This is a genomic window from Amycolatopsis sp. lyj-109 (assembly GCF_046548995.1).
GTDB lineage: Bacteria > Actinomycetota > Actinomycetes > Mycobacteriales > Pseudonocardiaceae > Amycolatopsis.
In genome coordinates, this window is sequence record NZ_JAJPWR010000004.1 from 20,754 (window position 1) to 45,405 (window position 24,652).

Genomic DNA, 24,652 nt, shown 5'->3' on the forward strand with positions numbered 1-24,652 from the left:
TCCTATTCGCCCATGGCGCGGGCCAGGCTCGCCGGCCGCATGTCGGTCCAGTTCTCTTCGACGTAGGCCAGCGCGGCCTCGCGGCTCGCCTCGCGCAGGACCACGGTCCAGCCCGCGGGCACCTCGGCGAAAGCGGGCCACAGGGAGTGCTGGCGCTCGTCGTTGACCAGCACCAGGAACGTGCCGTCGGCGTCGTCGAAGGGGTTGCTCATCACTGCTCCTCTCGGAAATCCTGCGCCGAGTCAACCAGCACCGCGTCGAGAATTTCGCCAATGTGCTTCAGCGGTCCGGGCCGGGTCATCTCGGCGTGCGCGCACGCGATTTCGTGCACGTCGACGGCCTCGGCGTGCGGACCCCAGACCGCGGCCGGGTCGTCGGCGGCGTCCGCCGCGGCGAAGTGCAGCAGCCGTCCGGCGTAGTGCCCGGGCACGAACTTCCGGGACAGCTCGTCGTTGTTGCGCCACACCGCCACCAGCCGCCGCAGGTGGTCCTCGCCGAAGTCCGGCGGCAGCCCGGAACCCGCGACGAGCGCGGCCACCTCCCCCGCGGTCAGCTCACCGCCGTCCGAGGTGACGCCGACCGCGTCCAGAATGGTCGAGTAGATCTCCTGCTCCCCCACCGCTTCGTCGTCGCGAGCGCGGGGCCGGCTGTCCAAGCCGGCCAAGAGGGCGACTTCTTCGCCCGCTTCCCGCAGCAGCACGGCGATGTGGTGGGCGACGAGCCCGCCGAACGACCAGCCCAGCAGGTGGTAGGGCCCGGCCGGCTGGAGCTCCCGGATCCGGCCGAGGTAGTCCGCCGCCATCTCCTCGACCGAACCCGGCAGCGGCTCGTCCTCGGCGAGGCCGCGGGCCTGGAGGCCGTAGAGCGGCCGCCGGGGGTCGAGGTGCGCCACCAGCCCGACGTAGGACCAGCTCAGCGCGCCCACCGGGTGCACGCAGAACAGCGGTGGCCGGTCCCCGCCGGTCCGCAGTGGCAGCACCGGGTCGAACGCGCTGTCGCGGATTCCGGCGTGGCCGAGGCGCTCGGCCAGCCCGGCCGGGGTGGGCCGTTCGAACAGGGACCGGACGCCGAGGTCGGCGCCCAGCGCCGCCCGGATCCGGCTGACCAGCCGGGTCGCGGTGAGCGAATGCCCGCCGAGGTGGAAGAAGTCGTCGTCCACGCCCACCGACGGCAGCTCCAGCACTTCCGCGAACAACGCGCACAACGCGCGTTCCCGCTCGGTGCGCGGTTCCCGGCCGCTGCCCGCAACCTCCGGTGCGGGCAAGGCGGCCCGGTCCAGCTTCCCGCTGGCCGTCAGCGGGAACGCGGCGAGCGCCACGAAGGCCGACGGCACCATGTACCGCGGCAGCCGTTCGGCCGTGTACGCCCGCAGCGCGTCGGCACCGGCGTCCCCGATGACGTAGGCGACGAGCCGGTAGTCGCCCGCGGCGAGCGGACGCGCGAGCACGACCACGTCCGAGACGCCGTCGTGGCCCCGCAGCACGGCCTCGATCTCCCCCGGTTCGACGCGCACGCCGCGCACCTTCACCTGGTGGTCGACCCGGCCGAGGTACTCGACCTCGCCGTCGTGGTTCCAGCGGGCGCGGTCGCCGGTGCGGTACATCCGGGCGCCGGGTGCCCCGAACGGGTTCGCGACGAATCGCTCGGCCGAAAGCCCCGGCTTGCCCTGGTAGCCGCGGGCCAGCTGCGTGCCCGCGAGGTACAGCTCACCGGCCACGCCGGGCGGCACCGGCCGCAGCCACCGGTCGAGCACGTGGACCTGCGTGTTCCACAGTGGACGTCCGATGGGGACGGTGGCGACCGGCCCCGGGGGCGAGGTCCACGCGGTGACCTCGATCGCGGCCTCGGTCGGGCCGTAGAGGTTGTGCAGTTCGACGTCCAGGGTCGCGTGCAGCCGGTCCCGCAATGCCGGGGTCAGGGCCTCGCCGCTGCAGAACACGCGGCGCAGCCCGGTGAGGCCGGCGGCCTCGGGCAGGAATTCCCGCAGCATCGACGGGACGAAGTGGACGTCGGTGATGCCGTGGCGCCGGATGGCATCGGCGAGGTAGCGCGGGTCGCGGTGGCCGTCGGGCCGGGCCAGGACGAGCGTCCCGCCGGAGATCAGCGGCCAGAAGAACTCCCACAACGCCACGTCGAACCCGCAGGAGGTCTTCTGCAGCACCCGGTCCGGCCGCCCGAAGGTGTCCCGCATCCACAGCAGCCGGTTGGCGAGTGCCGCGTGCGAGACGACCACGCCCTTCGGCTTGCCCGTCGAGCCCGACGTGTACATCACGTACGCCGCGCTGTCCCCCGAGACCGGCCCGGGGAAGCTCGCCTCCCCGTCGAGCCGGACGTCGTCGAGCACGAACACCGGCCGGGCGTCCTCGAGGAGGTGGGCGACGCGCTCGGCCGGGTAGTCCGGGTCGATCGGCAGGAACGCCGCGCCGGTGCGCAGCACCGCGAGCAGTGCGACGACCAGGTCCACCGACCGCGGCAGCGCGATCGCCACCACGGTTTCCGGCCCGGCGCCCCGGCTCGCCAGTGCGCCGGCGAGCCGGTCGACCCGGACGGCCAGCTCCCGGTAGGTGACCTGCACGTCCTCGTCGATCGCGGCGATCGTCCCGGGTGTCGCGACCGCCTGGGCGCCGACCAGCTCCGGCACGGTCACCGGCGGCGTCGGGTGCGCGGTGGCGTTCCACTCGCGCACGACCCGGTCGCGTTCGCCGGCGTCGGTCAGTTCGAACGCGCCGACCGGGCGGGCCGGATCGGCGACGGCGGTCCGCAGCACCCGGGTCAGCCAGGCGGTGATCCGCTCGGCGGTGGCGCGGTCGAACAGGTCGGTGCTGTACTCCAGCGAGCCCGCCAGTCCGGCCGGAGCGCCGCGGTCATACTGCTCGGCGTAGTCGAAGAGCAGGTCGAACTTCGCGGTGCCGGTGTCCACGGTTTCGACGACCGCGGCCGGCCCCGCGGGCTCGTCGCCGTCGGCCGGCAGGTTCCGGGCCACGAGCATGACCTGGAACAGCGGGTTCCGCGCCAGCGACCGGGCCGGGTTGAGCGCGTCGACGACCAGCTCGAACGGCACGTCCTGGTGGGCGAACGCGGCCAGGTCGGTGTCCCGGACCCGGCCGAGCAGATCCTCGAAGGACACCTCGCCCGAGACGTCGGTGCGCAGGACCAGGGTGTTGACGAAGAAGCCGACCAGGTCTTCCAGCGCGCGCTCGGTGCGACCGGCGACCGCGGTGCCGATCGGGATGTCCGCACCGGCCCCGAGCTTCGCCAGCGTGACGGCGAGGGCGGCCTGCACGGTCATGAAGACGGTCGTCCCGGTGCGGCGGGCCAGCTCGGCCAGCCCGCGGTGCGTTCCGGCGTCGAGTTCCAGGGGCACGCGGTCGCCGCGCAGGGACAGCGCGGGCGGGCGCGGGCGGTCGAACGGCAGCGCCAGTTCGTCCGGCGCGCCTTCGAGGGCTTCGCGCCAGAAGGCGAGCTGCTCGCTGACCACACTGTCCGGATCGGACACTTCGCCGAGTACTTCTCGCTGCCACACCGCGAAATCGGCGTACTGCACGGGCAGCTCGGCCCAGCGCGGCGCCGTTCCGGCCGCTCGCGCGCGGTAGGCCGTGGTGAGGTCGGCGGAGAGCGGGCCGAACGACCACGCGTCCCCGGCGATGTGGTGCAGCACGAGGACCAGGACGGACTCGTCCCCGCCCGGGTCTGCCGCGGCTCGTCGTGAGTGGTAATTAGGGTTAGAACCCGAATTACCACTCACGACGCCCAGGCGGACGCGCAGTGGCAGGTCCTCCGCGAGGTTGAACTCCTCGCTGGTGAACTGCTCCACCGCGACGTCCCCGGCGGTGTCCCGGACGACATCGAAGCGTAGGCGGGCGACGGCTTCGTCCGGCTCGAGGACGTGCTGGTACGGGGAGCCGTCGTGCACGGGGAAGACCGTGCGGAGGCTCTCGTGGCGCACGATGACGTCGGCCAGCGCGGCCCGCACCGCGTCGGCGTCGACGTCGCCGGTGAGCCGGACCACGGTCGGGATGTGGTAGGCCGAGCCGCCTTCGCCGAGCTGGCCGAGGAACCACAGGCGCTGCTGAGCGAAGGACAGCGGGATCCGCTCGGGCCGGCCCCCCGTCTTCAGGGCCGGCCGGACCGGGGTTTTCGCGGCGCCGATCGCGCGCCCGAGCCCGGCGGCGGTCGGGGCCTCGAACACGGCCGAGACCGGCAGGTCGACGCCGAACGCCGCCCGCACCCGGCCGATCAGCCGGGTGGCCAGCAGCGAGTGGCCGCCGAAGTCGAAGAAGCTGTCGTGGACGCCGATCCCGGGCTGGCCGAGGACGTTGGCGAAGAGCCCGCAGAGGATTTCCTCGCGGGGTGTCTTCGGCTCGGCGCCGGACCGGGCGGCCACCGGCCACCCCGGCTCGGGCAGCGCGCGCCGGGCGATCTTGCCGTTCCGGTCCACCGGCAGCGCGGACAGCGGGACGAGGACCGCGGGCACGAGTGCGGCCGGCAGCTTGCCGGCCAGGGCCGCCCGGGCCGCGGCCAGGTCGAAGCGGTCCTCCGGAAGCGCGGACCCGGCGAGAGACTGCTGCGGCGCGGGATCGGGCCGCACCCCGGCAAACCCGTCCTCCGGCACCACGTACCCCACGAGACTCGGCTGCCCCGCCGGATCCGGGCGCACCGCCGCCACCGCGTCGCGGACTCCGTCCAGTGCCTGCAGCGCGGCCTCGACCTCGCCCAGCTCGATCCGCACGCCCCGCACCTTGACCTGGTCGTCGGCCCGGCCGAGGTACTCCAGCTCGCCGTCGCGGTTCCAGCGGACCCGGTCGCCGGTGCGGTACATCCGGGCGCCCGGCCCGCCGAAGGGGCAGGCCACGAACCGCTCGGCGGTGCCGCCGGGCCGTCCGGCGTACCCCCGCGCGACGCCCGCGCCGCCGACGTACAGCTCGCCCGCGACGCCCGGCGGCACGGGCCGCAGGTCCGGCCCCAGGACGTAGAGCCGGGTGTTGCGCAGCGGCCCGCCGATCGGGACGGCGCCGCCGTGGCCGAGGAACGCGTGCGTGACGTCGTCCGAGCACTCGGTCGGGCCGTAGGCGTTGACCAGGCCGATGTCCGGGAACCGGGCGAGCCAGCGGTCGCGCAGGCCGGGCGGGAACGCCTCGCCGGTGACCACCAGCCAGCGCAGGTCGGCCAGTTCGACGCGCGGGTCCCACTCGTCCAGGGCCGTGCGCAGCAGCGACGGGACCACCTCGACGACGGACACGCCGTCCGCATCGACGACGTCGAACAGCCGTCGCGGGTCCGCCCGCAGGTCGGCGCCCACGACCCGCACCGCGCCGCCGGCCAGCAGGGGTGCGAACATCTGCCACACCGAGATGTCGAACGTCAGCGGGGCGTTCTGCAGCACCGTGCTTGCCGCGGTCAGGCCGAGATCCTCGATCTTGGCGAGCAGGTGGTTGACCATCCCGCCGTCGCAGACCACCACACCCTTGGGCCGTCCGGTCGAGCCCGAGGTGAACAGCACGTACGCGGCGTCGTCGGCGCGACGCGGCACCGGCGTGAAGCCGGGCGTGCTCCCGCGCCCGGTGACCACGCGCAGGCCGGGCACCGCCACGGCGATCTCGGCGGCCCGGGCGTCCGAGGCGGGCGCCAGCAGCCAGGTGGCCCCCGCGTCGGTGAGCATGCCGGCGATCCGCTCGACCGGCGCCTGCGGGTCCACCGGCACGTACGCGCCACCCGCGGCCCAGACCCCGAGCACCGAGCCGGTGAACTCGCGGCCGGCGTCGCCGAGGATGCCGACGACCGCGCCGCGCCCGGGCAGGCTCGCGGCCACGCCCGAGGCGAACGCCCACAGCTCGCGGTAGGTCCAGCTGCCGTCGTCGTCGGCGATCGCCTCCGCGTCGGGTGTCGTGCGCGCGAAGGCCCGCACCCGCGTGGGTACGTCGACGAATTCGTCGTCGCGGGCGGTGTCGTTCCACGTGGTCAGGACCAGGTGCCGCTCGGCCGGGTCGAGCACGGTGAACGCGCTGAGCGGGCGGTCCGGGGCCGCGGCGAGGTCGCCGAGCAGCCGGACGAGCCGCCGCGCGATCGCCCGGGCGGTCTCGGCGTCGAACAGGTCGGCGGCGGCTTCCAGGAAGGCCCGGATGCCCGCGGGGGCACCGTCTTCGGCGTGCTGCTCCCGCATGATGAACATCAGGTCGTAGTCCATCGCCTCCAGGGCCTGCTGCTCGAACCCGGCGTTCAGGCCGGCGAACTCGAACCGCGCCTCGTCGAGGTTTTCGAATTCGAGCATGACCTGGAACAGCGGGTGCCGGGCGGGCGAGCGTACCGGGTTGAGCGCGTCGACGACCCGCTGGAACGGCACGTCCTGGTGGCCGAACGCGGCCAGGTCGGTGCGCCGGACGCGGGCCAGCAGCTCCCGGAACGTCGGGTCGCCGCCGAGGTCGGTGCGCAGGACGAGCACGTTGACGAAGTTGCCGACGACGTCATCGAGTGCTTCGTCGGTGCGGCCGGCGACGGCGGTGCCGAGCGGGATGTCCGGGCCCGCGCCGAGCTTGCCCAGCAGCACGGCGAGCGCGGCCTGCACGACCATGAACGCCGTGGTGCCGGTCTGGCGGCCGACGTCGATCAGCGTGCGGTGGATGGCCGCGTCGATCTCGAAGTCGAAGCCGTGGCCGCGGTAGGACGGCGTGGCGGGCCGCGGCCGGTCGGCAGGCAGCGCCAGTTCCTCCGGCAGACCGTCCAAAGCGGACTTCCAGAAGTCCAGCTGGCGCGTGATCCCACTGTCCGGATCGGACTCTTCGCCGAGGATCGATCGGTGCCACAACGCGTAATCCGCGTACTGCACCGGTAGCGGCGTCCACCGGGGAGCGTCACCCGACAGCCGGGCGTGGTAGGCGTCGGCGAAGTCGCGGGCCAGCGGGACGAGCGACCAGCCGTCCACGGCGATCTGGTGCAGCACCAGGACGAACACGTGCTCGTCGGGCGCTTCGGCGAACAGCACCGCGCGCAGCGGCAGTTCGGTGGCGGTGTCGAAGCGCTTGTTCACCGAGGCGATGTCCCCGGACCCGCGGACGTCCAAGCGGGCCAGCTCGCGGGCTTCCGCCGCGGCCAGGATTCGTTGCCGCGGTTCGCCGCCGACGACCGGGTAGAGCGTGCGCAGGGACTCGTGCCGCTCGACGACGTCGCCGAGCGCGGCGGCGAACGCCTCGACGTCGAGCGCGCCGCGCAGCCGGATCGCCAGCGGCGGCATCTCGAGGGACGCCTCGGGCCCGGCGATCCGGTCCAGGAACCAGAACCGTTCCTGGACCGACGACAGCGGCAGGTCCCGGCCGGGCCGGGGCAGCGCCGTCAGCGCGGGCCGGGCCGCGGATCCCTCGCCCAGCCGGACGGCGAGTTCCGCGACGGTCGGGGCCTCGAAGATCGCGCGGACGCCGAGGTCGGTCCCGAGGACCGAGCGGATCCGCCCGGCCAGCCGGGTGGCGAGCACCGAATGCCCGCCGAGGTGGAAGAAATCGTCCGCGGTACCGACGGACGGCACCTTGAGCACCTCCGCGACCAGGCCGCAGAGGATCTCCTCCAGCGCGGTCCGCGCGCGGCGGGGGCGCAGGCCGGAGAAGTCCGGCGCGGGCAGCGCGCGGCGGTCCACCTTGCCGTTCGGGGTGAGCGGGAACGCGTCCAGGACGACGAACGCCGACGGCACGCAGTGCTCGGGCAGCCGGGCGGCGACCCGCGCCCGCAGCTCGTCCGGGTCCGCGGTCCCGGTCACGTAGGCGACCAGCCGTCGGTCGCCGTCGTCGTCGCGGGCGAGCACGACCACGCCGGTGACACCGGTGCGGCCGGCGAGCACGGCCTCGATCTCGCCGGGTTCGATGCGGAAGCCGCGGATCTTGACCTGCTCGTCGGCGCGGCCGCGGAACTCCAGGTGCCCCGCTCGCCACCGGACGCGGTCGCCGGTGCGGTACATCCGGGTCCCGGGCGGGCCGAAGGGATCGGCGACGAACCGCTCGGCGGTGCGGCCCGGGCGGCGCAGGTAGCCGCGCGCGACCTGCACACCGGACAGGTACAGCTCGCCGGTGACCCCGGGCGGCACCGGCCGGAGGGCGGCGTCGAGGACGTAGGCGTCGGTGTTCGAGATCGGCCGTCCGATCGGCGGCGCGTCTTCGCGTGGCCCGTCGATGCGGAACCCGGTGGCGTTGATCGTGGTTTCGGTGGGGCCGTAGAAGTTGACGACGCCGCGGGTCGCCGCGCGCAGCCGGTTCGCCAGCTCGGCGCCGACCGCCTCGCCGCCGACGATCGCCCGCAGCCCGGCGAGCGCGGCGGCGTCCTCTTCGAGAACGTAGTGCCACAGCGCGGGTCCGGCGTCCATCAGCGTGATGCGGGCCGCGCGGATCAGGCGGGTCAGCGCGACCGGGTCCCGGACGGTGTCCCGGCCGGCGACGACCAGCGTGGCCCCGGCGACGAGCGGCGCGAACAGCTCTTCGAGGGAGATGTCGAACGTCGGCGCCGCGACCGCCAGCACCCGGTCCCCCGGCGCGTGCCCGCAGGTGCGGACGACGTCGGCGATGGCGTTGGCCAGCGCCCGCACCGGCACGACGACGCCCTTGGGCCGGCCGGTCGAGCCGGACGTCGTGATCACGTAGGCCGGGTGCTCGGGCCGCACGTCCCGCGCCGGGTCGGTGTCCGGCCGGTCCGCCGCTTCGACGTCCCGCAGCACGGCGACCGGTTCGGTGTCGGCGATCAGCTCGGCGACGCGGTCCGCGGGGTACTCGGGGTCGATCGGGAAGTAGGCCGCGCCGGACTTGGCGACGGCGAGCGCGGCGACGACGAGCCCGGCCGAGCGCGGCAGCACGACGGCGACCACCGCCTCCGGTCCGGCCCCGGCGGCGATCAGCCGGTGCGCCAGCCGGTTGGCCCGCGCGTTCAGCTCGCCGTAGGTGAACGCGACGCCGTCGTGCTCGACGGCGACCGCGTCCGGCGTGCGGCGGGCCTGGGCCTCGACCAGGTCGGCCACCGGCGGGCTCGGCCGGTGCCGCGGTCCGCGGCCCTCGGCCAGCACGGCGTCCCGGTCGGCCGGGGACAGCGGCGCGAGCCGGGCCAGCGGCCGGTCCGGTTCGGTGACCACGGCCCGGAGCAGGTCGAGGAGCCGGTCCGCCGTCCGGCGCGCGAGGTCCGGGTCGACGACGTCGGCACGGTGTTCCAGCCGCAGCCGCAGGCACCGGTCGGGCACCACGGTGAGGCTCAGCGCGTAGTGGGTGGCGTCCCGGGCTTCGGCGGCGCTCACGCGCAAGCCGGCGATCTCGCCGTCGAGGTCGTCGGAGGCCAGGGGGTAGCTCTCGAAGACGAAGGCCACGTCGAACAACTCGCCGAGGCCGGCCTGCTGCTGGACTTCCCAGAGCGCGAGGTGCTGGTGCGGCAGGAGGTCGAGCTGTTCGCGCTGCAGCCGGGCCAGCGTGCCGGCGAGGGTCGCGGCCGGGTCGAGCCGGACGCGGACGGGCAGGGTGTTGATGAACAGCCCGACCATGTCCTCGACGCCGGCGACTTCCGGCGGGCGGCCGGCGCTGACCGCCCCGAACACGACGTCGGCGCGGCCGGTGAGCCCGCCGAGGGCGATCGCCCAGCAGCCCTGCAGGACGGTGTTGAGCGTGATTCCCCGGGTCCGGGCCCACGCGGTGACGTCCGTGGTCAGCCGCTCCGGGACGTCGATGACCAGCGCTTCGGGCAGGGTCGGCTCGCGGAGCTTCCCGGGTCCGGCGACGAAGGTGGGCTCGGCGAGGCCGTCGAGAGCCGCCCGCCAGGCTCGTTCGGCGGCGGGCCGGTCCTGTGCGTCGAGCCACTTCAGGTAGGCGCGGTGGTCGGGCACCGGTGGGACCGGCCGGCCGGCGTAGAGGGCGAAGAGGTCTCGCAGGATCAGGGGCATGGACCAGCCGTCGGTGAGGACGTGGTGGTTGGTGGAGACGAACCGGTACCGCCGGTCGGCCAGCCGGATGAGCAGGAACCGCAGGAGCGGCGGGTTCTCGACGTCGAAGGGCCGGACGCGCTCCTCGTCGACGACGGCCGCCGCTTCGCTCTCGCGGCCGCGCAGGTCGAGCTCGCGCCACGGAAGCCGGGCGCGAGCCGGGACGACCTGCACGGGTTCACCGGACCGGCGGCGCCGGAAGCAGGCGCGGAGGGCGGCATGCCGGTCGAGCAGGGCTTGCCCGGCGCCGCACAGGGCGGCCGGATCGAGGTCGCCTTCCAGGTCGACGACCAGCTGGACGTGGTAGACGTCGCCCCCACCCAGGGCGGCGTGGTAGAGGAGGCCCTCCTGCAACGGGGTGAGCGGCAGGATGTCCTGCAGTCCGCGGGTTGTCACAGCGATTCCTCCCATGCGAGTCCGGCGGCGAGCTCGTCGAGCTCCTCGTCGCCGAGCGAGGTCAAGGTGAGTTCGGCCGGTCCGGCCTCCGGCTCCGCCGTGAGCAGCGCTTCCAGCGCCGTCAGCCAGCGGTGGGCGAGCTCGCCGCCGCCGGGCAGGGCCGGGGCCCAGATCCACTCCGCCGCCAGGCGGTCGCCCTCGACCGCCGCGTTGATCGTCAGTGCGTGTGCGAGCGGCATGTCCGGGTCGGCTTCCGGCACCGGAGCGGGCTCGGCAGCCCACTCCCCCGCGGTCGCGGCGAACCGGCCGAGGTAGTTGAAGCCGACCTGCGGCACCGGCAGCCCCGCCAGGCCGGACTCCGGGTCGAGGTGGCGAAGGATGCCGTAGCCGATTCCGTTGCCCGGCACCGCGCGCAGCAGCTCCTTCGTGCGGCGCAGGCCACCGGGCTCGAGCCGGACGGGGTACACGCTGGTGAACCAGCCGACCGTCCGGGACAGGTCGGCCCCCTCGACCACCTGCTCCCGGCCGTGGCCTTCCAGCGCCACCAGCTGCGGCCGCCCGAGCGCCTCGGCGAGCGCGGTCAGCAGGAGCTCCCGGACGTCCGCGTGGGGGTGGGCCAGCACCGCGGCCGTCTGCTCCGCCGTCAGTTCGAGCCGCAGCCGGCGGGCGCTCGCCACCGTGTCCCGGGCCGGGTCGAGCGGCCGGTCCCCGAGCCCCCCATCCGGTCCACTGTGGACCGAGTGCCAGTACGCCGCCTCGTCCGGTTTCGCCGCGGCGAGCAGTTCCGCCCACTGCCGCAGCGGCGTCCCGACGGGCTGCAGCTCGCGGCCGTGCCAGGCCGCCTCCAGGTCTTCCCGCAGGATCCGCCACGAGACGCCGTCCACGACGAGGTGGTGCAGCACCAGCAGCAGCTTCCCCGGCCCGGCACCGCCGTCGAACCAGACCGCGCGCAGCACCTCGCCGTCCCACGGGTCCAGCTCCGCCCGGGCCGCGGCCCCGTACCGTTCGACGTCGAGGGGAGCCCCGGCGACGCGGCGCACGCCGACCGGCACCGTCCCCTGTGGACGGACGTGCAGCTCCCAGTCGCCGGTCAACCGCAGCCGCAGGGCGTCGTGGTGGTCGACGAGGACCTGCAGCACGGCACGCAGGCGCTCCGCAGAGGCACCGGCGGGCGTGCCGAACACCATCGCCTGGTTGAACCCGGCGACCGGGCCGCCGTGGTCACGCAGCCACGCCACGATCGGGGTGAGCCCGACGCGGCCGGTGCCGTCCACCCGCGGCAACGCAGCGGCGGGGACGGCGGCCTCGGCCATCCCGCGCGCGGTGCGGGCGAGCAGGACGTCCCGGGGGGTCAGCGCCCAGCCGGCCCGGCGAGCCCGCGCGACCACCTGCAACGCGGTGATGCTGTCGCCGCCGAGGTCGAAGAAGCTGTCGCCGGCGCCGACGGACGCCAGCCCGAGAACGTCGGCGAGGACAGCGCACAACGCCCGTTCCGCGTCGGTTTCCCCGGCTCCGGTCCCGGTGGCGAACACCGGGTCGGGCAGCGCGTCGCGGTCCAGCTTCCCGTGCGGGGTCCGCGGCAGCTCCGCCAGCACGGTGACCGCCGTGGGCACCAGGTGCCCGGGCAGCCGGGCGGCCACCCCAGTGCGCACCGCCACCGGATCGACGTCCCCGGTGACGTAGGCCAGCAGCCGCCCGGACCGCACGATCACGGCGGCCTGCGTGACGCCGTCGTGCGCGGTGAGCGCGTGCTCGACCTCGCCCGGCTCGACGCGGAAGCCGCGGATCTTCGCCTGCCGGTCGGCGCGGCCGAGGAAGCGCAGCTCGCCGTCGCCGGTCCACGCGGCGAGGTCGCCGCTGCGGTAGAGCCGGGCCCCGGGCGGGCCGAACGGGTCGGCGACGAACCGGGCCGCGGTCTGCGCCGGGTCGCGGTAGCCGCGGGCGACCTGGGCACCGCCCAGGTAGAGCTCGCCGATCACCCCGGGCGGCACCGGCCGCAGCCAGGGGTCCAGGACGCGGGCGGTGCTGTTGTCCAGGGGACGGCCGATGGTCACCGCGGTCCCCGGCACGAGCGGGCCGGTGCTGGTGACGGTGACCGTCGTTTCCGTGGGCCCGTAGGCGTTCACCATCCGGCGGCCCGGCGCCCAGCGGCCGGCGAGCTCCGCCGGGCACTCCTCGCCGGCGACGACCAGCGTGATCCCGTCCGGCAGCCGGGGCACGGTGGCCAGCACGGCCGGCGGCAGGACGACGAAGTCCGCGCGCGTGTCCTCGACGAGCCGGGTGAGGGGTTCGCCGGCGACGCGTTCGGCGGCCGACGGCATGATCAGCGCCGAACCGGTGAGCAGGGTCGCGAAGAGCTCGCCGAGTGCGGCGTCGAAGCCGAGCGGCGCGAACTGCAGCACGCGCGTGCCGGGGCCGAGGCCGAACCGCCGGTGGTGGTCGGCCGCCAGCGCGATCACGTTCCGGTGCTGGACGACCACGCCCTTCGGCGTCCCGGTCGAGCCCGAGGTGTAGACGACGTAGGCGGCGTTGTCCGGCGTCAGCGGCGCGAGCCGGTCTTCGTCGGCCGGGGCCCGCGACGAGGCCGGCCGCGCTTCGAAGTCGTCGAGGACGTCGGGGGTCAGGACGAGCACCGGCTCGGCATCCCGCAGCAGGTGCGCGATCCGCTCGTCCGGGTAGGCCGGGTCGACGGTGAGCACGGCCGCGCCGGCCTTGAGGACCGCCAGCACCGCGACGACCAGCCCGGTCGACGGCGGCAGCAGCAGGGCCACCACCCGCTCGGGTCCGGCGCCCGCGGCGATGAGCCCGTGAGCCAGGCGGTTCGCCCGCTCGTCCAGTTCGGCGTAGCCGGTTTCGACGCCGTCGCCGAGCACCGCGAGCCGCCCGCCGTCCGACCGCGCCTGGTACTCGAACACGCCCGGCACGGTGCACGCGGGCAGGGCCCGGCGGTCGCCGTCGGCGCCGGTGGCCTCGGCGAGGTCGACGGTTCCGGCGATCGCGTCGGGCCGGGCCGTCACCGCCGTGAGGAGGCGGAGGAGCCGATCGGCCAGTGCCTGCGCGGTGGCGCGGTCGAAGAGGTCGGTGTCGAACTCCAGGTAGCCCTGCAGGCCGCCACCGCCGGGGGTGAAGGAGAACGCGAGGTCGCACTTCGCCGTGCCGGAGGCGACCGGTACCGCGGTCGCCGTCAGCCCGGGCAGGTCCAGCCGCGGCTCGGGGGCGTTCTGGAACGCGAGCAGCACCTGGAACCGGGCCGCGGACGGCAGCTCCTGGTGGGCCAGGGCGGCGAGGTCGGCCTCGCGCACCCTCGCGAGCAGCTCGCGGAACGTGGGGTTCCCCGAGAGGTCCGTCCGCAGCAGGAGCGTGTTCGCGAACAGGCCGACGAGGTCGTCGAGGCCGCCGTCGGCCCGGCCCGCCACCGGTGTGGCGATCGGGATGTCGGTGCCCGCGCCGTGCTTGGCCAGCAGCAAGGCCAAGGCGGCGTGGACGACCATGAACGCGGTCGTCCCGCTCGCCGCGGCCAGCGCCGTGACGGCGTCGTACAGCGCCGGCTCGACCCGGAACGCCACGACGTCACCGCGCCGGGTGGGCTCGGCGGGCCGCGGCCGGTCGGCCGGCAGGTCGAGCTCTTCCGGGAGCCCGTCGAGCGCTGCCCGCCAGAACTCCGCACTCGGGTCCCGGGTGCGTTGCCAGAGCGCGTAATCCGCGTACTGCACGGGCAGCGGAGTCCACTGAGGACACTCACCTCGCGCCCGGGCGGTGTAGGCGTGGGAGAGGTCCCTGGCCAGCGGGGCGAGCGACCAGCCGTCCGCGGCGAGGTGGTGCACGACGAGGTGCAGCACGTGCTCGGTGCCGGACAAGGCGGACAACCGGGCCCGGATCGGGAGGTCCCGGCCGAGGTCGAACGGCCGGGCCGCGAAGTCCGCCGTCTCGCGGTCCGGCCCGGCTTCCGCGAGCGCCACCACCGGCAGCTCCGGGACGGCGTCGAGGACCACCTGGTGCGGCACGCCGTCCGTCTCGGTGATGACCGTGCGCAGGCTTTCGTGCCGGACGACGACGTCCCGGAGCGCGGCGTGCAGCGCGCCGCGGTCCAGCTCGCCGGACAGCCGGATGTCGGCCGCGATGTGGTAGGCCGCGGACCGGCCCGTGATCCGCTGCTCGGCCCACATCCGTTCCTGCGACGGCGACAGCGGCAACCGCTCCGGCCGCGCGCCCGGCTCGAGAGGCCGGGCCGGGGTACGGGCGGCCCGCGCGACCACCGCCGCCAGCTCGGCCGGCGTGGGCGCCTCGAACAGCTCCCGCACCCCCAGCTCGACGCCGAACTCGGCCCGCACCTTCCGCACCAGCGACGCGGCGAGCAGCGAATGCCCGCCGAGGCTGAAGAAGCCGTCGTCGGCCGACACGCGCCCGGTGCCGAGCACCTCGGCGAACAGGCGGCAGAGCCGTTCCTCGGCGGGTGACCGCGGGGCGAGCCCGCTGCCCGCGGTGAACTCCGGCGCGGGCAGGGCCGTCCGGTCCACCTTGCCGTTGCCGGTCAGCGGCAGCGCGCCGAGTACGACGAACGCGGCGGGCACCAGGGGCTCCGGCAGGCGGTGCCCGGCCCAGGTCCGCAGCTGCCCGGCGTCGAGCGGCTGCCCGCCGGCCGGGACGACATAGGCGACCAGGCAGGTTTCCCCGCGGCCATCGGGCCGGGCCACGACGGTGACCTCGCCGATCGCGTCGTGCCCGGCCAGCACGGTCTCGGTTTCGCCCGGCTCGACGCGGAAGCCGCGGATCTGCACCTGGTCGTCGGCCCGGCCGGTGAACTCCAGCTCGCCGTCGTGGGTCCAGCGGACGAGGTCCCCGGTTCGGTACATCCGGTCACCCGCGGGCCCGAACGGGCAGGCGACGAACCGCCCGGCGCTGAGCGCGGGCCGGTTCAGGTAGCCGCGGGCCAGGCCCGGCCCGGCCAGGTACAGCTCGCCGGTGGTGCCGGCGCCGAGGGGTTCGAGCCGGTCGTCGAGCACGTACCCCCGCACGCCGGGCAGCGGGCCGCCGACCGGGCTCCCGGTCGCCGCCGCGTCCAGGGCGCGGTAGGTGGCGTGGACGGTCCCTTCGGTGATCCCGTACATGTTGACCAGCCGCGGAGCGTCGGCCGCGAACCGGCGGTACCAGGCGGCCAGCTTGCCCGCTTGCAGCGCTTCGCCGCCGAGAACCACCGTGCGCAGGGAAAGTTCCTCATCGGTGTCGCAGGCGGCGAGCTGCAGGAAGGCCGACGGCGTCTGGCTGAGCACGGTGACCCGTTCGGCGGCCAGCAGCTTCCGCAGGTCCCAGGGCGAGCGCGCGGTCTCGCGCGGCACCACGACGACCCGGCCGCCGTGCAGCAGCGCACCCCACAGCTCCCAGACGGAGAAGTCGAAGGCGTAGGAGTGGCAGAAGCTCCACACCTGGTCCGGGCCGAACGCGAACCGGCCCGCGGTGGCGCGGAAGAGCGCCGTGACGCTGCCGTGGGTGACCAGCACGCCCTTGGCACGTCCGGTCGACCCGGACGTGTAGATGGCGTAGGCGAGGTTCTCCGCGCGGATGTCGACCTCGGGGTCGGTGGGCTCGAGCGCGGCCAGGCGGGCCTGCACCTCCGGGTCGTCGAGCAGCAGGCACGGGCCGTCCGGCGCGACGGCCGTGGTGGTGACGACCAGCGCGGGCCGCGCGTCCGCCAGCACGTGGTCCTGGTGCCCGGCCGGGTGATCGACGTCCACGGGCAGGTAGGCCGCGCCGGTCTTGAGCACGGCCAGGACGGCGGCCACCTGATCGGCCGAGCGCGGCAGGGCGAGGGCGACCAGCCGCTCGGGACCGGCGCCTTCGGCGATCAGCAGCCGGGCGAGCCGGTTGGCCCGCGCGTCGAGCGCGCGGTAGCTCAGTTCGGCCGCACCGCTGGTGACGGCGATGCGCTCACCCCACTGCCGGACCTGCTCCCGCCACAGCCCGGGCAGGGTCATGGTCCCGGCGAAGGCCGCGGTGCCCCCGGCCGGCACCTGCCGCTCGCCGGGCGGCAGCGCGAGCTCCGCGGCAACCGCGGCACCACTCCACTCGACCAGCACCCGGTGCCGCTCCGCACCGGTCAGCGGTTCCCCGCCGGGCAGCAGCGCGGCCAGGTCGGCCGGGGTGGGTGCGTCGAACACGTCCCGGATCGTCAGCTCGGCCCCCAGCTTCGCGCCGATCCGGGTGACCAGCCGGGTCGCGGTCAGCGAGTGCCCGCCGAGCCGGAAGAAGTCGTCGTCGGCCCCGACCGCGGGCACGCCGAGGACTTCGGCGAACGCCTCGCACAACGCTGCTTCCCGCGCCGTGCGGGGCGGGCGGCCGGGCGGCGTCGCCGGGGGCTCGGGCAGCGCGGCCCGGTCCAGTTTCCCGTGCGGGGTCAGGGGAAAGCGATCCAGGACGACGAACGCGGCGGGCACCATGGCGTGCGGGAGCGCCCCGGCGGCGTGCGCCCGCAGCGCCCCGGGATCGGCCTCCCCCACGACGTAGGCGACGAGCCGCTGGTCACCGGCCACGACCACGGCGTCGGCGACACCGTCGTGCGTGCGCAGCACCGCCTCGACCTCGGCCGGCTCGACGCGGACGCCGCGGATCTTGACCTGGTGGTCGGTGCGGCCGTGGTACTCCAGCTCGCCGTCGCGCCAGCGGGCGCGGTCGCCGGTGCGGTACATCCGCGCGCCCGGCTCGCCGAAGGGGCAGGCCACGAACCGCTCCGCGGTGAGGTCCGGGCGCCCGTGGTAGCCGCGGGCCAGCTGGACGCCGCCGAGGTACAGCTCGCCGGCCACGCCCGGCGGGACCGGCCGCAGCCGCTCGTCGAGCACGTACGCCTGTGTGTTCCACACCGGACGTCCGATGGGGACGGTGGCCACCTCGCCCGGCGGCGACGTCCACGCAGTGACGTCGATCGCGGCTTCGGTCGGCCCGTAGAGGTTGCGCAGCCCGGCGTCCAGGGTCCGGTGGAATTCGTCGCGCAGCGCCACGGAAAGCGCCTCGCCGCTGGTGTACACGCGGCGGAGGGCGGTGCCGGCGGCCTCGGGCAGGAACTCCCGCAGCATCGACGGGACGAAGTGGACGTCGGTGACGCCTTCGCGGCGGATCACCCCGGCCAGGTAGGCGGGATCGCGGTGCCCGCCGGGCCGGGCGACGACCAGCGTCGCCCCGGTGATCAGCGGCAGGAAGAACTCCCAGACGGAGACGTCGAAGCCGCACGAGGTCTTCTGCAGGAACCGGTCCGAAGAGGACAGACCGTAGGCGTCCCGCATCCAGAGCAGCCGGTTCGCCAGCGCCGCGTGCGACACCAGGACGCCCTTGGGCTTGCCGGTCGAGCCCGACGTGTAGAGCAGGTAGGCCGCGCCCGAGCCGGGCACGCCGACGGGCGGCGGGGTTCCCGGCTCCCCCGGCAACGCCGAGCCGTCGAACCAGAGCACCTTCGAGTCCACTGTGGATGGGAGCAGGCCCGACAGGCTCGTGGTGCCGACCACGACGGCCGGCGCCGCGTCGGCGAGCAGGTGCGCGACGCGGTCGGCCGGGTACTCCGGGTCGATCGGCAGGAAGGCCGCGCCGGAGCGCAGGATCGCCAGCAGCGCGACGACCAGGTCCGCCGACCGCGGCAGCAGCACCGCGACCACCGTCTCCGGACCGGCGCCGGCCGCCGCCAGCAGGCCGGCCAGCCGGTCGGCCCGCGCGGTCAGGTCGGCGTAGCCGACGCGCTCGCCCTCGAAGACGACCGCGGTCGCGTCCGGCGTCGCCACGGCCTGCGCGGCGACCAGGCCGGGCACGGTCACCGCCGGAACCGGGTGACTCGTCGCGTTCCAGCCGCGCAGGACGAGTTCCCGCTCGCGCGGGTCGAGAACGTCGAGCGCGCCGACGCGCTGACCGGGGCTCGCCAGGACGGCCGCCAGCACCCGCCCCAACCGTGCGGCGATCCCGCTCGCGGTGGCGTGGTCGAACAGATCCGCGCTGTACTCGATCGAGGCTTCGATGCCCGCGGGCACCCCGGCGTCGTAGCGCTCCTGGTACTCCACGAGCAGGTCGAACTTGGCGGTCCCGGTCACCACCCGCTCGACCACCACCCCGGGCAGGGCCGGCTCGGTCTGGGCGACGAGCATGACCTGGAAGAGCGGGTTGCGCGAGAGCGACCGCACCGGGTTCAGCGCGTCCACGACCAGTTCGAACGGGACGTCCTGGTGCGCGAACGCGGCCAGGTCGAGCTCCCGGACCCGGCCCAGCAGCTCCTCGAACGACGGATCGCCCGCGACGTCGGTGCGCAGGACCAGCGTGTTGACGAAGAACCCGGCCAGGTCGTCGAGCGCCGGATCGGGCCGGCCGGCGACCGCGGTGCCGATCGGGACGTCGGTGCCGCCGCCGAGTTTCGCCAGCAGCACGGCGAGGGCGGCCTGCAGGACCATGAACACCGTCGCCCCGGCGTCCCGGGCGAGCCGGACCAGCTCGGCGTGGGTCGCGGCGTCGATGTCCAGCGGCACGCGCCCGCCGGCCAGGGACAGCGCCGGCGGGCGGGGCCGGTCGAACGGCAGGGCCAGCTCGTCGGGCACCCCGGCGAGGGCGGCGCGCCAGAAGTCCAGCTGCCGCCGCACCGGGCTGTCCGGATCGGATTCCGAGCCCAGCATTTCCCGCTGCCACAGCGTGAAGTCCGGGTACTGGACGGCGAGGTCCGGCAGGTCCGGGGCCGTCCCGGCGGCCCGGGCCCGGTACGCCGTCACCAGGTCGTGGGCGACCGGCGCCCACGACCACGCGTCCCCGGCGATGTGGTGGACGACCAGCAGCAATGCGTGGTCCCCGGCCGGCAGGCGGAACAGCCGGGCCCGCAGCGGCAGGTCCGCGGCCAGGTCGAACGGCCGGTGCAGGAACGCCGAAACGGCGGCGCCGAGCTCGGCCGCCTCGACCGGCACGGTGTCGAACGGCAGTCGCTCGCGGGCCGCCGCCGGGGCGAAGACGTGCTGGTACGGCGAACCGCCGTCGACCGGGAACACCGTGCGCAGGCTTTCGTGCCGGGCGACGACGTCCCCCAGCGCGGTCCGCACGGCCGGCGCGTCGACCGCCTCGGACAGCCGCAGCAGCGTCGGCACGTGGTAGGCCGACCCCGCTTCGCCGAGCTGGTCGAGGAACCACAGGCGCTGCTGCGCGAACGACAGCGGGACCCGGTCCGGCCGGTCCACCGCGCGCAGGGCGGGGCGCGACGGCGTGCCCGTGCCGAACGTCTCGGCCAGGCCCGCCACCGTCGGGTGCTCGAACACCGCCGAGACCGGCAGTTCGGCCCCGAACACCGCGCGGATCCGGCCGACCAGCCGGGTCGCCGTCAGCGAGTGCCCGCCGAGCGCGAAGAAGCTGTCGCGGATCCCGATCGCGGGCTGCCCGAGAACGTCGGCGAAGAGCCCGCAGAGGATTTCCTCCCGCGGGGTCCGCGGCTGGTCGCCGCGGACCGGCCAGACCGGCTCCGGCAGCGCCCGCCGGTCGATCTTGCCGTTGCGGTCCACCGGCACGCGGTCCATGACGGTGAGCACCGCGGGCACCAGGGCCGCGGGCAGGCTCCGGGCCAGCGCCGCCCGGGCCGCGGCCACGTCGAACGCGGCCACCGGGACGACGTAGCCGGCCAGCGCCGCCTGCCCCGCCGGGTCGCGCCGCAGCGCCACGGCGGCGTCGCGGACGCCGTCCAGCGCACGAAGAGCGGCTTCGACCTCGCCCGGCTCGATCCGCACGCCGCGGACCTTCACCTGGTCGTCGGTGCGGCCGAGGTACTCGAGTTCGCCGGTCCAGCGCACCCGGTCGCCCGTGCGGTACATCCGCGTCCCCGGCGGCCCGAAGGGGTCCGCCACGAACCGCTCGGCCGTCGGACCGGACCGGCCGGCATACCCGCGGGCGACGCCGGCGCCGCCGACGTACAGCTCACCGGCCACCCCCGGCGGGACCGGGCGCAGCTCGGGGCCGAGCACGTACAGCCCGGTGTTGCGGACGGGCAGCCCGATCGGCACCGGGCCACCCGGGCCGCCTGCACTCAGGACGGCGTGCGTGACGTCGTCGGAGCACTCCGTCGGGCCGTAGGCGTTCACCAGGCCGGCGTGCGGGAAGCGGGCGAGCCAGCGGTCGCGCAGGTCCGGCGGGAACGCCTCGCCGGTCACGACCAGCCGGCGCAGGTCCGGCAGGTCCGCGTCCCGGGCGTCGAGCGCGGTGCGCAGCACGGACGGGACGACCTCGGCCACCGAAAGCCCCTCGCCGGCGACCAGATCGAACAACGCGCCCGGGTCGGCCCGCAGCTCGGCCCCCACGACCCGCACCCGGCCGCCCACCAGCAGCGGCGCGAACATCTGCCACACCGAGATGTCGAACGTCAGCGGGGCGTTCTGCAGCACACTGTCCACAGCGGACAGATCGAGGACGTCGACCTTGGCCTGCAGGTGGTTCAGCAGGCCGCCGTCGGCCACGATCACGCCCTTGGGCCGCCCGGTCGAGCCGGACGTGAACAGCACGTAGGCGGCGTCGTCGACGGTCCTGGTCACCAGCGGGAAATCGCCGGCCGGGCCGCGCTCGGTCACCACACGCAGGCCGGGCACCGAAGCGGCGAGCGCCTCCGCCCGCGCGCGCAGGCGTTCCGTGGTCACCAGCCACCGGGCGCCGCAGTCGGCGAGCATTCCGGCGGTCCGCTCGGCCGGGGCTTCCGGGTCGACCGGCACGTAGGCGCCGCCGGCACTCCAGACGCCGAGGACCGTCCCGGTGAACTCGCGGCCGGGCCCGGCGAAGACCCCGGCCACGCCGCCGCGGCGCAGGCCCGCCCCGGCGAGCCCGGTGCCCACGGCGGCCGCGAAGTCCCGGAGTTCGCCGTAGGACCACGTGCCGTCGTCGTCGGTCACCGCGACGGTTTCCGGCGCGACGAGGGCGAGGTCGTCGATGCGGCCCAGCAGCTCGTCCGCACTGCTCACCTCGTGGCGCGCCCCGGCCGGGTGCCCGGTCACCGGCCCGGCATCGAGGCGGGCGAGGGGTTCGTCCGGGCCCAGGGCGGCGAGGTCGGCCAGGAAGGCCACGAACCGCGTGGCGTGCGCGGCGAGCTCGTCCTGGCGGTACAGCGCCGGGTTGGCGTTGACGTTGACCGCGAGCTCCCCGGCCGGGGTTTCGCCCGCGATGAACTCGATGTCGTCGACGGGCCCGGTGGACAGCTCGTGCGCGGTCGCGCGGCAGCCGCCGAAGGAGCGTTCCGCACCGAGGCCCAGGATGTTCACGGTCGGCCCGAACGGGCGCGGCTCGCCGGACAGGCCCAGCTGGTCGCGCACCCGCTGCCCGCGGTAGCGCTGGTGCCGCACGGTCCGCCGGATCTCCGCCGCCGCCGCGGTGACCAGGTCCCGGCGGGTCATCGACGGCCGCACCGGCACGGGCAGCGGCAGCGAGTTCGCCACCATGCCGGGCACGGACCGCGCCGCCGCGCCCTTGCGGGCGGTGGTGAGCAGGGTCAGCAGGACGTCCGGGGTGCCGGCCATCCGCTGCACGTACGCCGCCGTCGCCGCGATGAGCAGCTCGGGCAGCGCCACCCGGGCGTCCCAGGCGGCTGCTTTCAGCTGCCGCGTGGCCTCGGCGGGCAGCAGCACGGACTCGCGGATGAAGTCGGTGGCCGGGGCCGGCGGGCGGGCCGACAGCGCCGTCGGCTCGGGGGTGTGCGGGAACCGGTCCGTCCACATCAGCCGGTCGCGCTCGTGGCGGGCGGAATCCGCGTGGTAGGCGACGTCGTCGTCGACGAGCAGCCGCAGGGGTGGCAGCACGGTCCCGCCGGGCGCGGCGTCGTAGAGCTCGGTGACGCGCCGGAACAGCAGGCCCTGGCTGAAGCCGTCGGAGACCAGGTGGTGCGCGCACAGGTAGAACAGGTGGTGCTCGGGCGCGACCCGGATCAGGGCGCACCGCGGAAGCAGGGGCGCGGCGAGGTCGAAGGGCGTGCGGAGGTCGGCCCGCATCCACGCCTCGGCCGCCTCGCGGGTCAGCTCCAGGAGCGGGACGCCGGGTTCGGCGGGCACGACGACCTGCCGCGGCTCGCCGTCCCCGGCCGCGAACCCGACGCGCAGGCACTCGGCCTCCCGCACCATGGCCCGCACCGCGGCGGTCCACCGCCCGGCGTCGAGCGGGCCGCAGATGTCGTAGAACCCGGCGATGTTGAACACCGCGTTGCCCGGTTCGCGTGCGCACCGCCGCCACAGCTCCGATTGCGCGGCGGTCAGCGGAAGTGCGGTTTCGGGGTTCACGGCACTCCTTTCGGGCGGTGGCGGGCCGCCAGTATCGGAAGCGCGCGACTGGCAAACCGCAAAAGCGGGCTTGGCGCCATGCCAGTGCCGGCCCGGCGAGGATCGGGGTATCCGCCAGGAAAGGGGTCCGAAGTGGACGCGGTCGTCGAGACCTGCCGGTTGCGCAAGCGCTATCCCGGCCACGAGGCCCTGCGCGGCGTCGATCTGCACGTGCCCGCCGGAACCGTGCTGGGCCTGCTCGGCCACAACGGCGCCGGCAAGACCACCACCGTCCGCGTCCTCGCGACCCTGCTGGCGCCCGACGGCGGGTCCGCGCGCGTCGCCGGGTTCGACGTCGTCCGCGAGCCGCACGAGGTCCGGCGCCGGATCGCGCTCGCCGGCCAGTACGCCGCCGTCGACGCGCAGCTCACCGGCCGCGAGAACCTGGTCCTGCTGGGCCGGCTGCTGCGGCTGGGCAAGCGGGGTGCCCGCACGCGCGCGGCCGAACTGCTGGACCGGTTCGGCCTCACCGCGGCCGCGGACCGGCCGGCGGGCACCTACTCGGGCGGGATGCGCCGCCGGCTCGACCTGGCGTGCTGCCTGGTCACCCGGCCCGCGGTGGTGTTCCTCGACGAGCCGAGCGCCGGGCTGGACCCGGCGAGCAGGCAGCTGCTGTGGGCGGAGATCCGGGCGCAGGTCCGCGACGGCGTCACCGTGGTCCTGACCACCCAGTACCTCGAAGAGGCCGACCAGCTGGCCGACCGGGTCGTGGTCCTCGGCTCCGGTGCCGTCGTCGCCGACGGCACCCCGGAGGAGCTGAAGCGGAAGGTCGGTGGCGAATGGCTGGGCATCACGCTGGCGGAGCCGGCCGACGTCCCGTCCGCGGTGGCCGCACTCGGCCCGGCGGCCACGGACGCCGACCCGGCGGCCGGCCGGATCTCGCTCCCCCTCGACGACGGCATGGCCACGGTCGCCGCGGCCGCGGCCGCGTTGAGCCGGGCCGGGCTGGCGGTGGCCGACTTCGCCGTCCGCCGTCCGTCGCTCGACGACGTCTTCCTCGCGCTCACCGGGAAGGACCAGTCCGCATGATGCTCACCGAAACGGCCGCCCTCACCGGCCGCCGGCTGCTGCGGCTGCGCCGGTCGCCCGGCGAGCTGCTGGCGGTCACCCTGACGCCGGTGACGATGGTGGTCGTCATGGGCTACCTGCTCGACAAGACGATCGTGATGCCCGGCGGCGCCGGCTACCTCGATTTCATGATGGCCGGCGTCGGCGCCCAGGTGGCGCTGGCGAGCTTCGGCACGAGCGCGATCGCCATGGCCGACGACCTGCGCGGCGGCCTGGTCGACCGGTTCCGGTCCCTGCCGATCGGGCGCGTGCCGGTGCTGCTCGCCCAGTCGCTGTGCGACCTGCTGCTCACGGCGGCGGGCATCGCCATCGCCTCCGCCGTGGGCTGGCTGCTCGGCTGGCGCGTCCACACCGGACTCCTGCCCGGCCTGGCCGGGTTCGGGCTGCTGCTCGCGCTGGCGTTCCTGTTGTCCTGGACGGGCATCCTGGCCGGGCTGTGGTTCCGCAGCGCGCCCACGGTCGGTTCGATGTCCGGTCTGGTGCTGGTGGTGGGCTCGTTCCTGTCGACGGCATTCGTCCCGCCCGACGGCCTGCCGGGCTGGCTGCACGCGATCGCGTCGTGGAGCCCGGTCAGCACGGTGTCGACGGCGTGCCGCCGCCTGTGGGGCAACCCGGTTGCCGACACGGGCCACAGCATCGCCGTCGTGCACGCGGTGCCGGTGGCCCTGATCACGATGGCGGTCCTGCTGGCCGTCGTCATCACGGCGGCCTGGCGGGTCTTCCGCTCGGCCGCGGCGAACACCCCTTGAGGAGAGCATTGTGAACGTCGTCGAATCCGCGGTGAACAGCGCACGCGACCCGCAGCCGCTGGCGCTCGCCGGACCGGAACACCCGGTCTCGGCGATCTGCGACCAGTTCTTCGCCCACGGCGGCGGTGGCCGGGTGGGCCCGCCGGTGCCGGGACCGCAGGCGGACCTGTCGGTCGGCGAGCTGCTCGGAGTGCGGGCCGGCTGAGGCTCATGCT

At 75.2% G+C, this 24,652-nt stretch carries 6 protein-coding genes; 3 read left to right on the top strand and 3 right to left on the bottom strand.

Annotation, left to right across the window (positions count from 1 at the left end; genetic code table 11):
* Nucleotides 1-2: 2 nt before the first annotated feature.
* Genes ACLJQF_RS09990 through ACLJQF_RS10000 form a run of 3 tightly spaced genes read right to left on the bottom strand, consistent with a single transcriptional unit; the run spans nucleotide 3 to nucleotide 22,581 of the window.
* Nucleotides 3-212 carry an MbtH family protein gene (locus ACLJQF_RS09990; RefSeq protein ID WP_410607962.1) on the bottom strand — a complete coding sequence of 70 codons (210 nt, stop codon included), beginning with the start codon at nucleotides 210-212 and terminating at the stop codon, nucleotides 3-5.
* Nucleotides 212-10,330 (bottom strand): amino acid adenylation domain-containing protein, encoded by a 10,119-nt coding sequence (locus ACLJQF_RS09995; protein WP_410607963.1) that lies wholly within the window; start codon nucleotides 10,328-10,330, stop codon nucleotides 212-214. Before ACLJQF_RS09995 ends, ACLJQF_RS09990 begins: the two co-directional genes overlap by 1 nt.
* Nucleotides 10,327-22,581 carry an amino acid adenylation domain-containing protein gene (locus ACLJQF_RS10000; RefSeq protein ID WP_410607964.1) on the bottom strand — a complete coding sequence of 4,085 codons (12,255 nt, stop codon included), beginning with the start codon at nucleotides 22,579-22,581 and terminating at the stop codon, nucleotides 10,327-10,329. Before ACLJQF_RS10000 ends, ACLJQF_RS09995 begins: the two co-directional genes overlap by 4 nt.
* A 132-nt stretch (nucleotides 22,582-22,713) precedes the next feature.
* Here ACLJQF_RS10000 and ACLJQF_RS10005 point away from each other — a divergent pair, with 132 nt between their 5' ends.
* From ACLJQF_RS10005 to ACLJQF_RS10015, 3 genes are read left to right on the top strand one after another with little or no spacing between them, the layout of a single operon-like run.
* Nucleotides 22,714-23,649 (top strand): ATP-binding cassette domain-containing protein, encoded by a 936-nt coding sequence (locus ACLJQF_RS10005; RefSeq protein WP_410607965.1) that lies wholly within the window; start codon nucleotides 22,714-22,716, stop codon nucleotides 23,647-23,649.
* Entirely contained in the window at nucleotides 23,646-24,437 is a 792-nt protein-coding gene (locus tag ACLJQF_RS10010; RefSeq protein WP_410607966.1) for an ABC transporter permease, read from the top strand. The genes ACLJQF_RS10005 and ACLJQF_RS10010 overlap by 4 nt, the downstream gene beginning before the upstream one ends.
* Nucleotides 24,438-24,447: 10 nt before the next feature.
* A complete protein-coding gene (locus tag ACLJQF_RS10015) occupies nucleotides 24,448-24,642 on the top strand; it encodes a hypothetical protein (protein ID WP_410607967.1) in 195 nt (64 codons plus the stop codon).
* Nucleotides 24,643-24,652 lie beyond the last annotated feature (10 nt).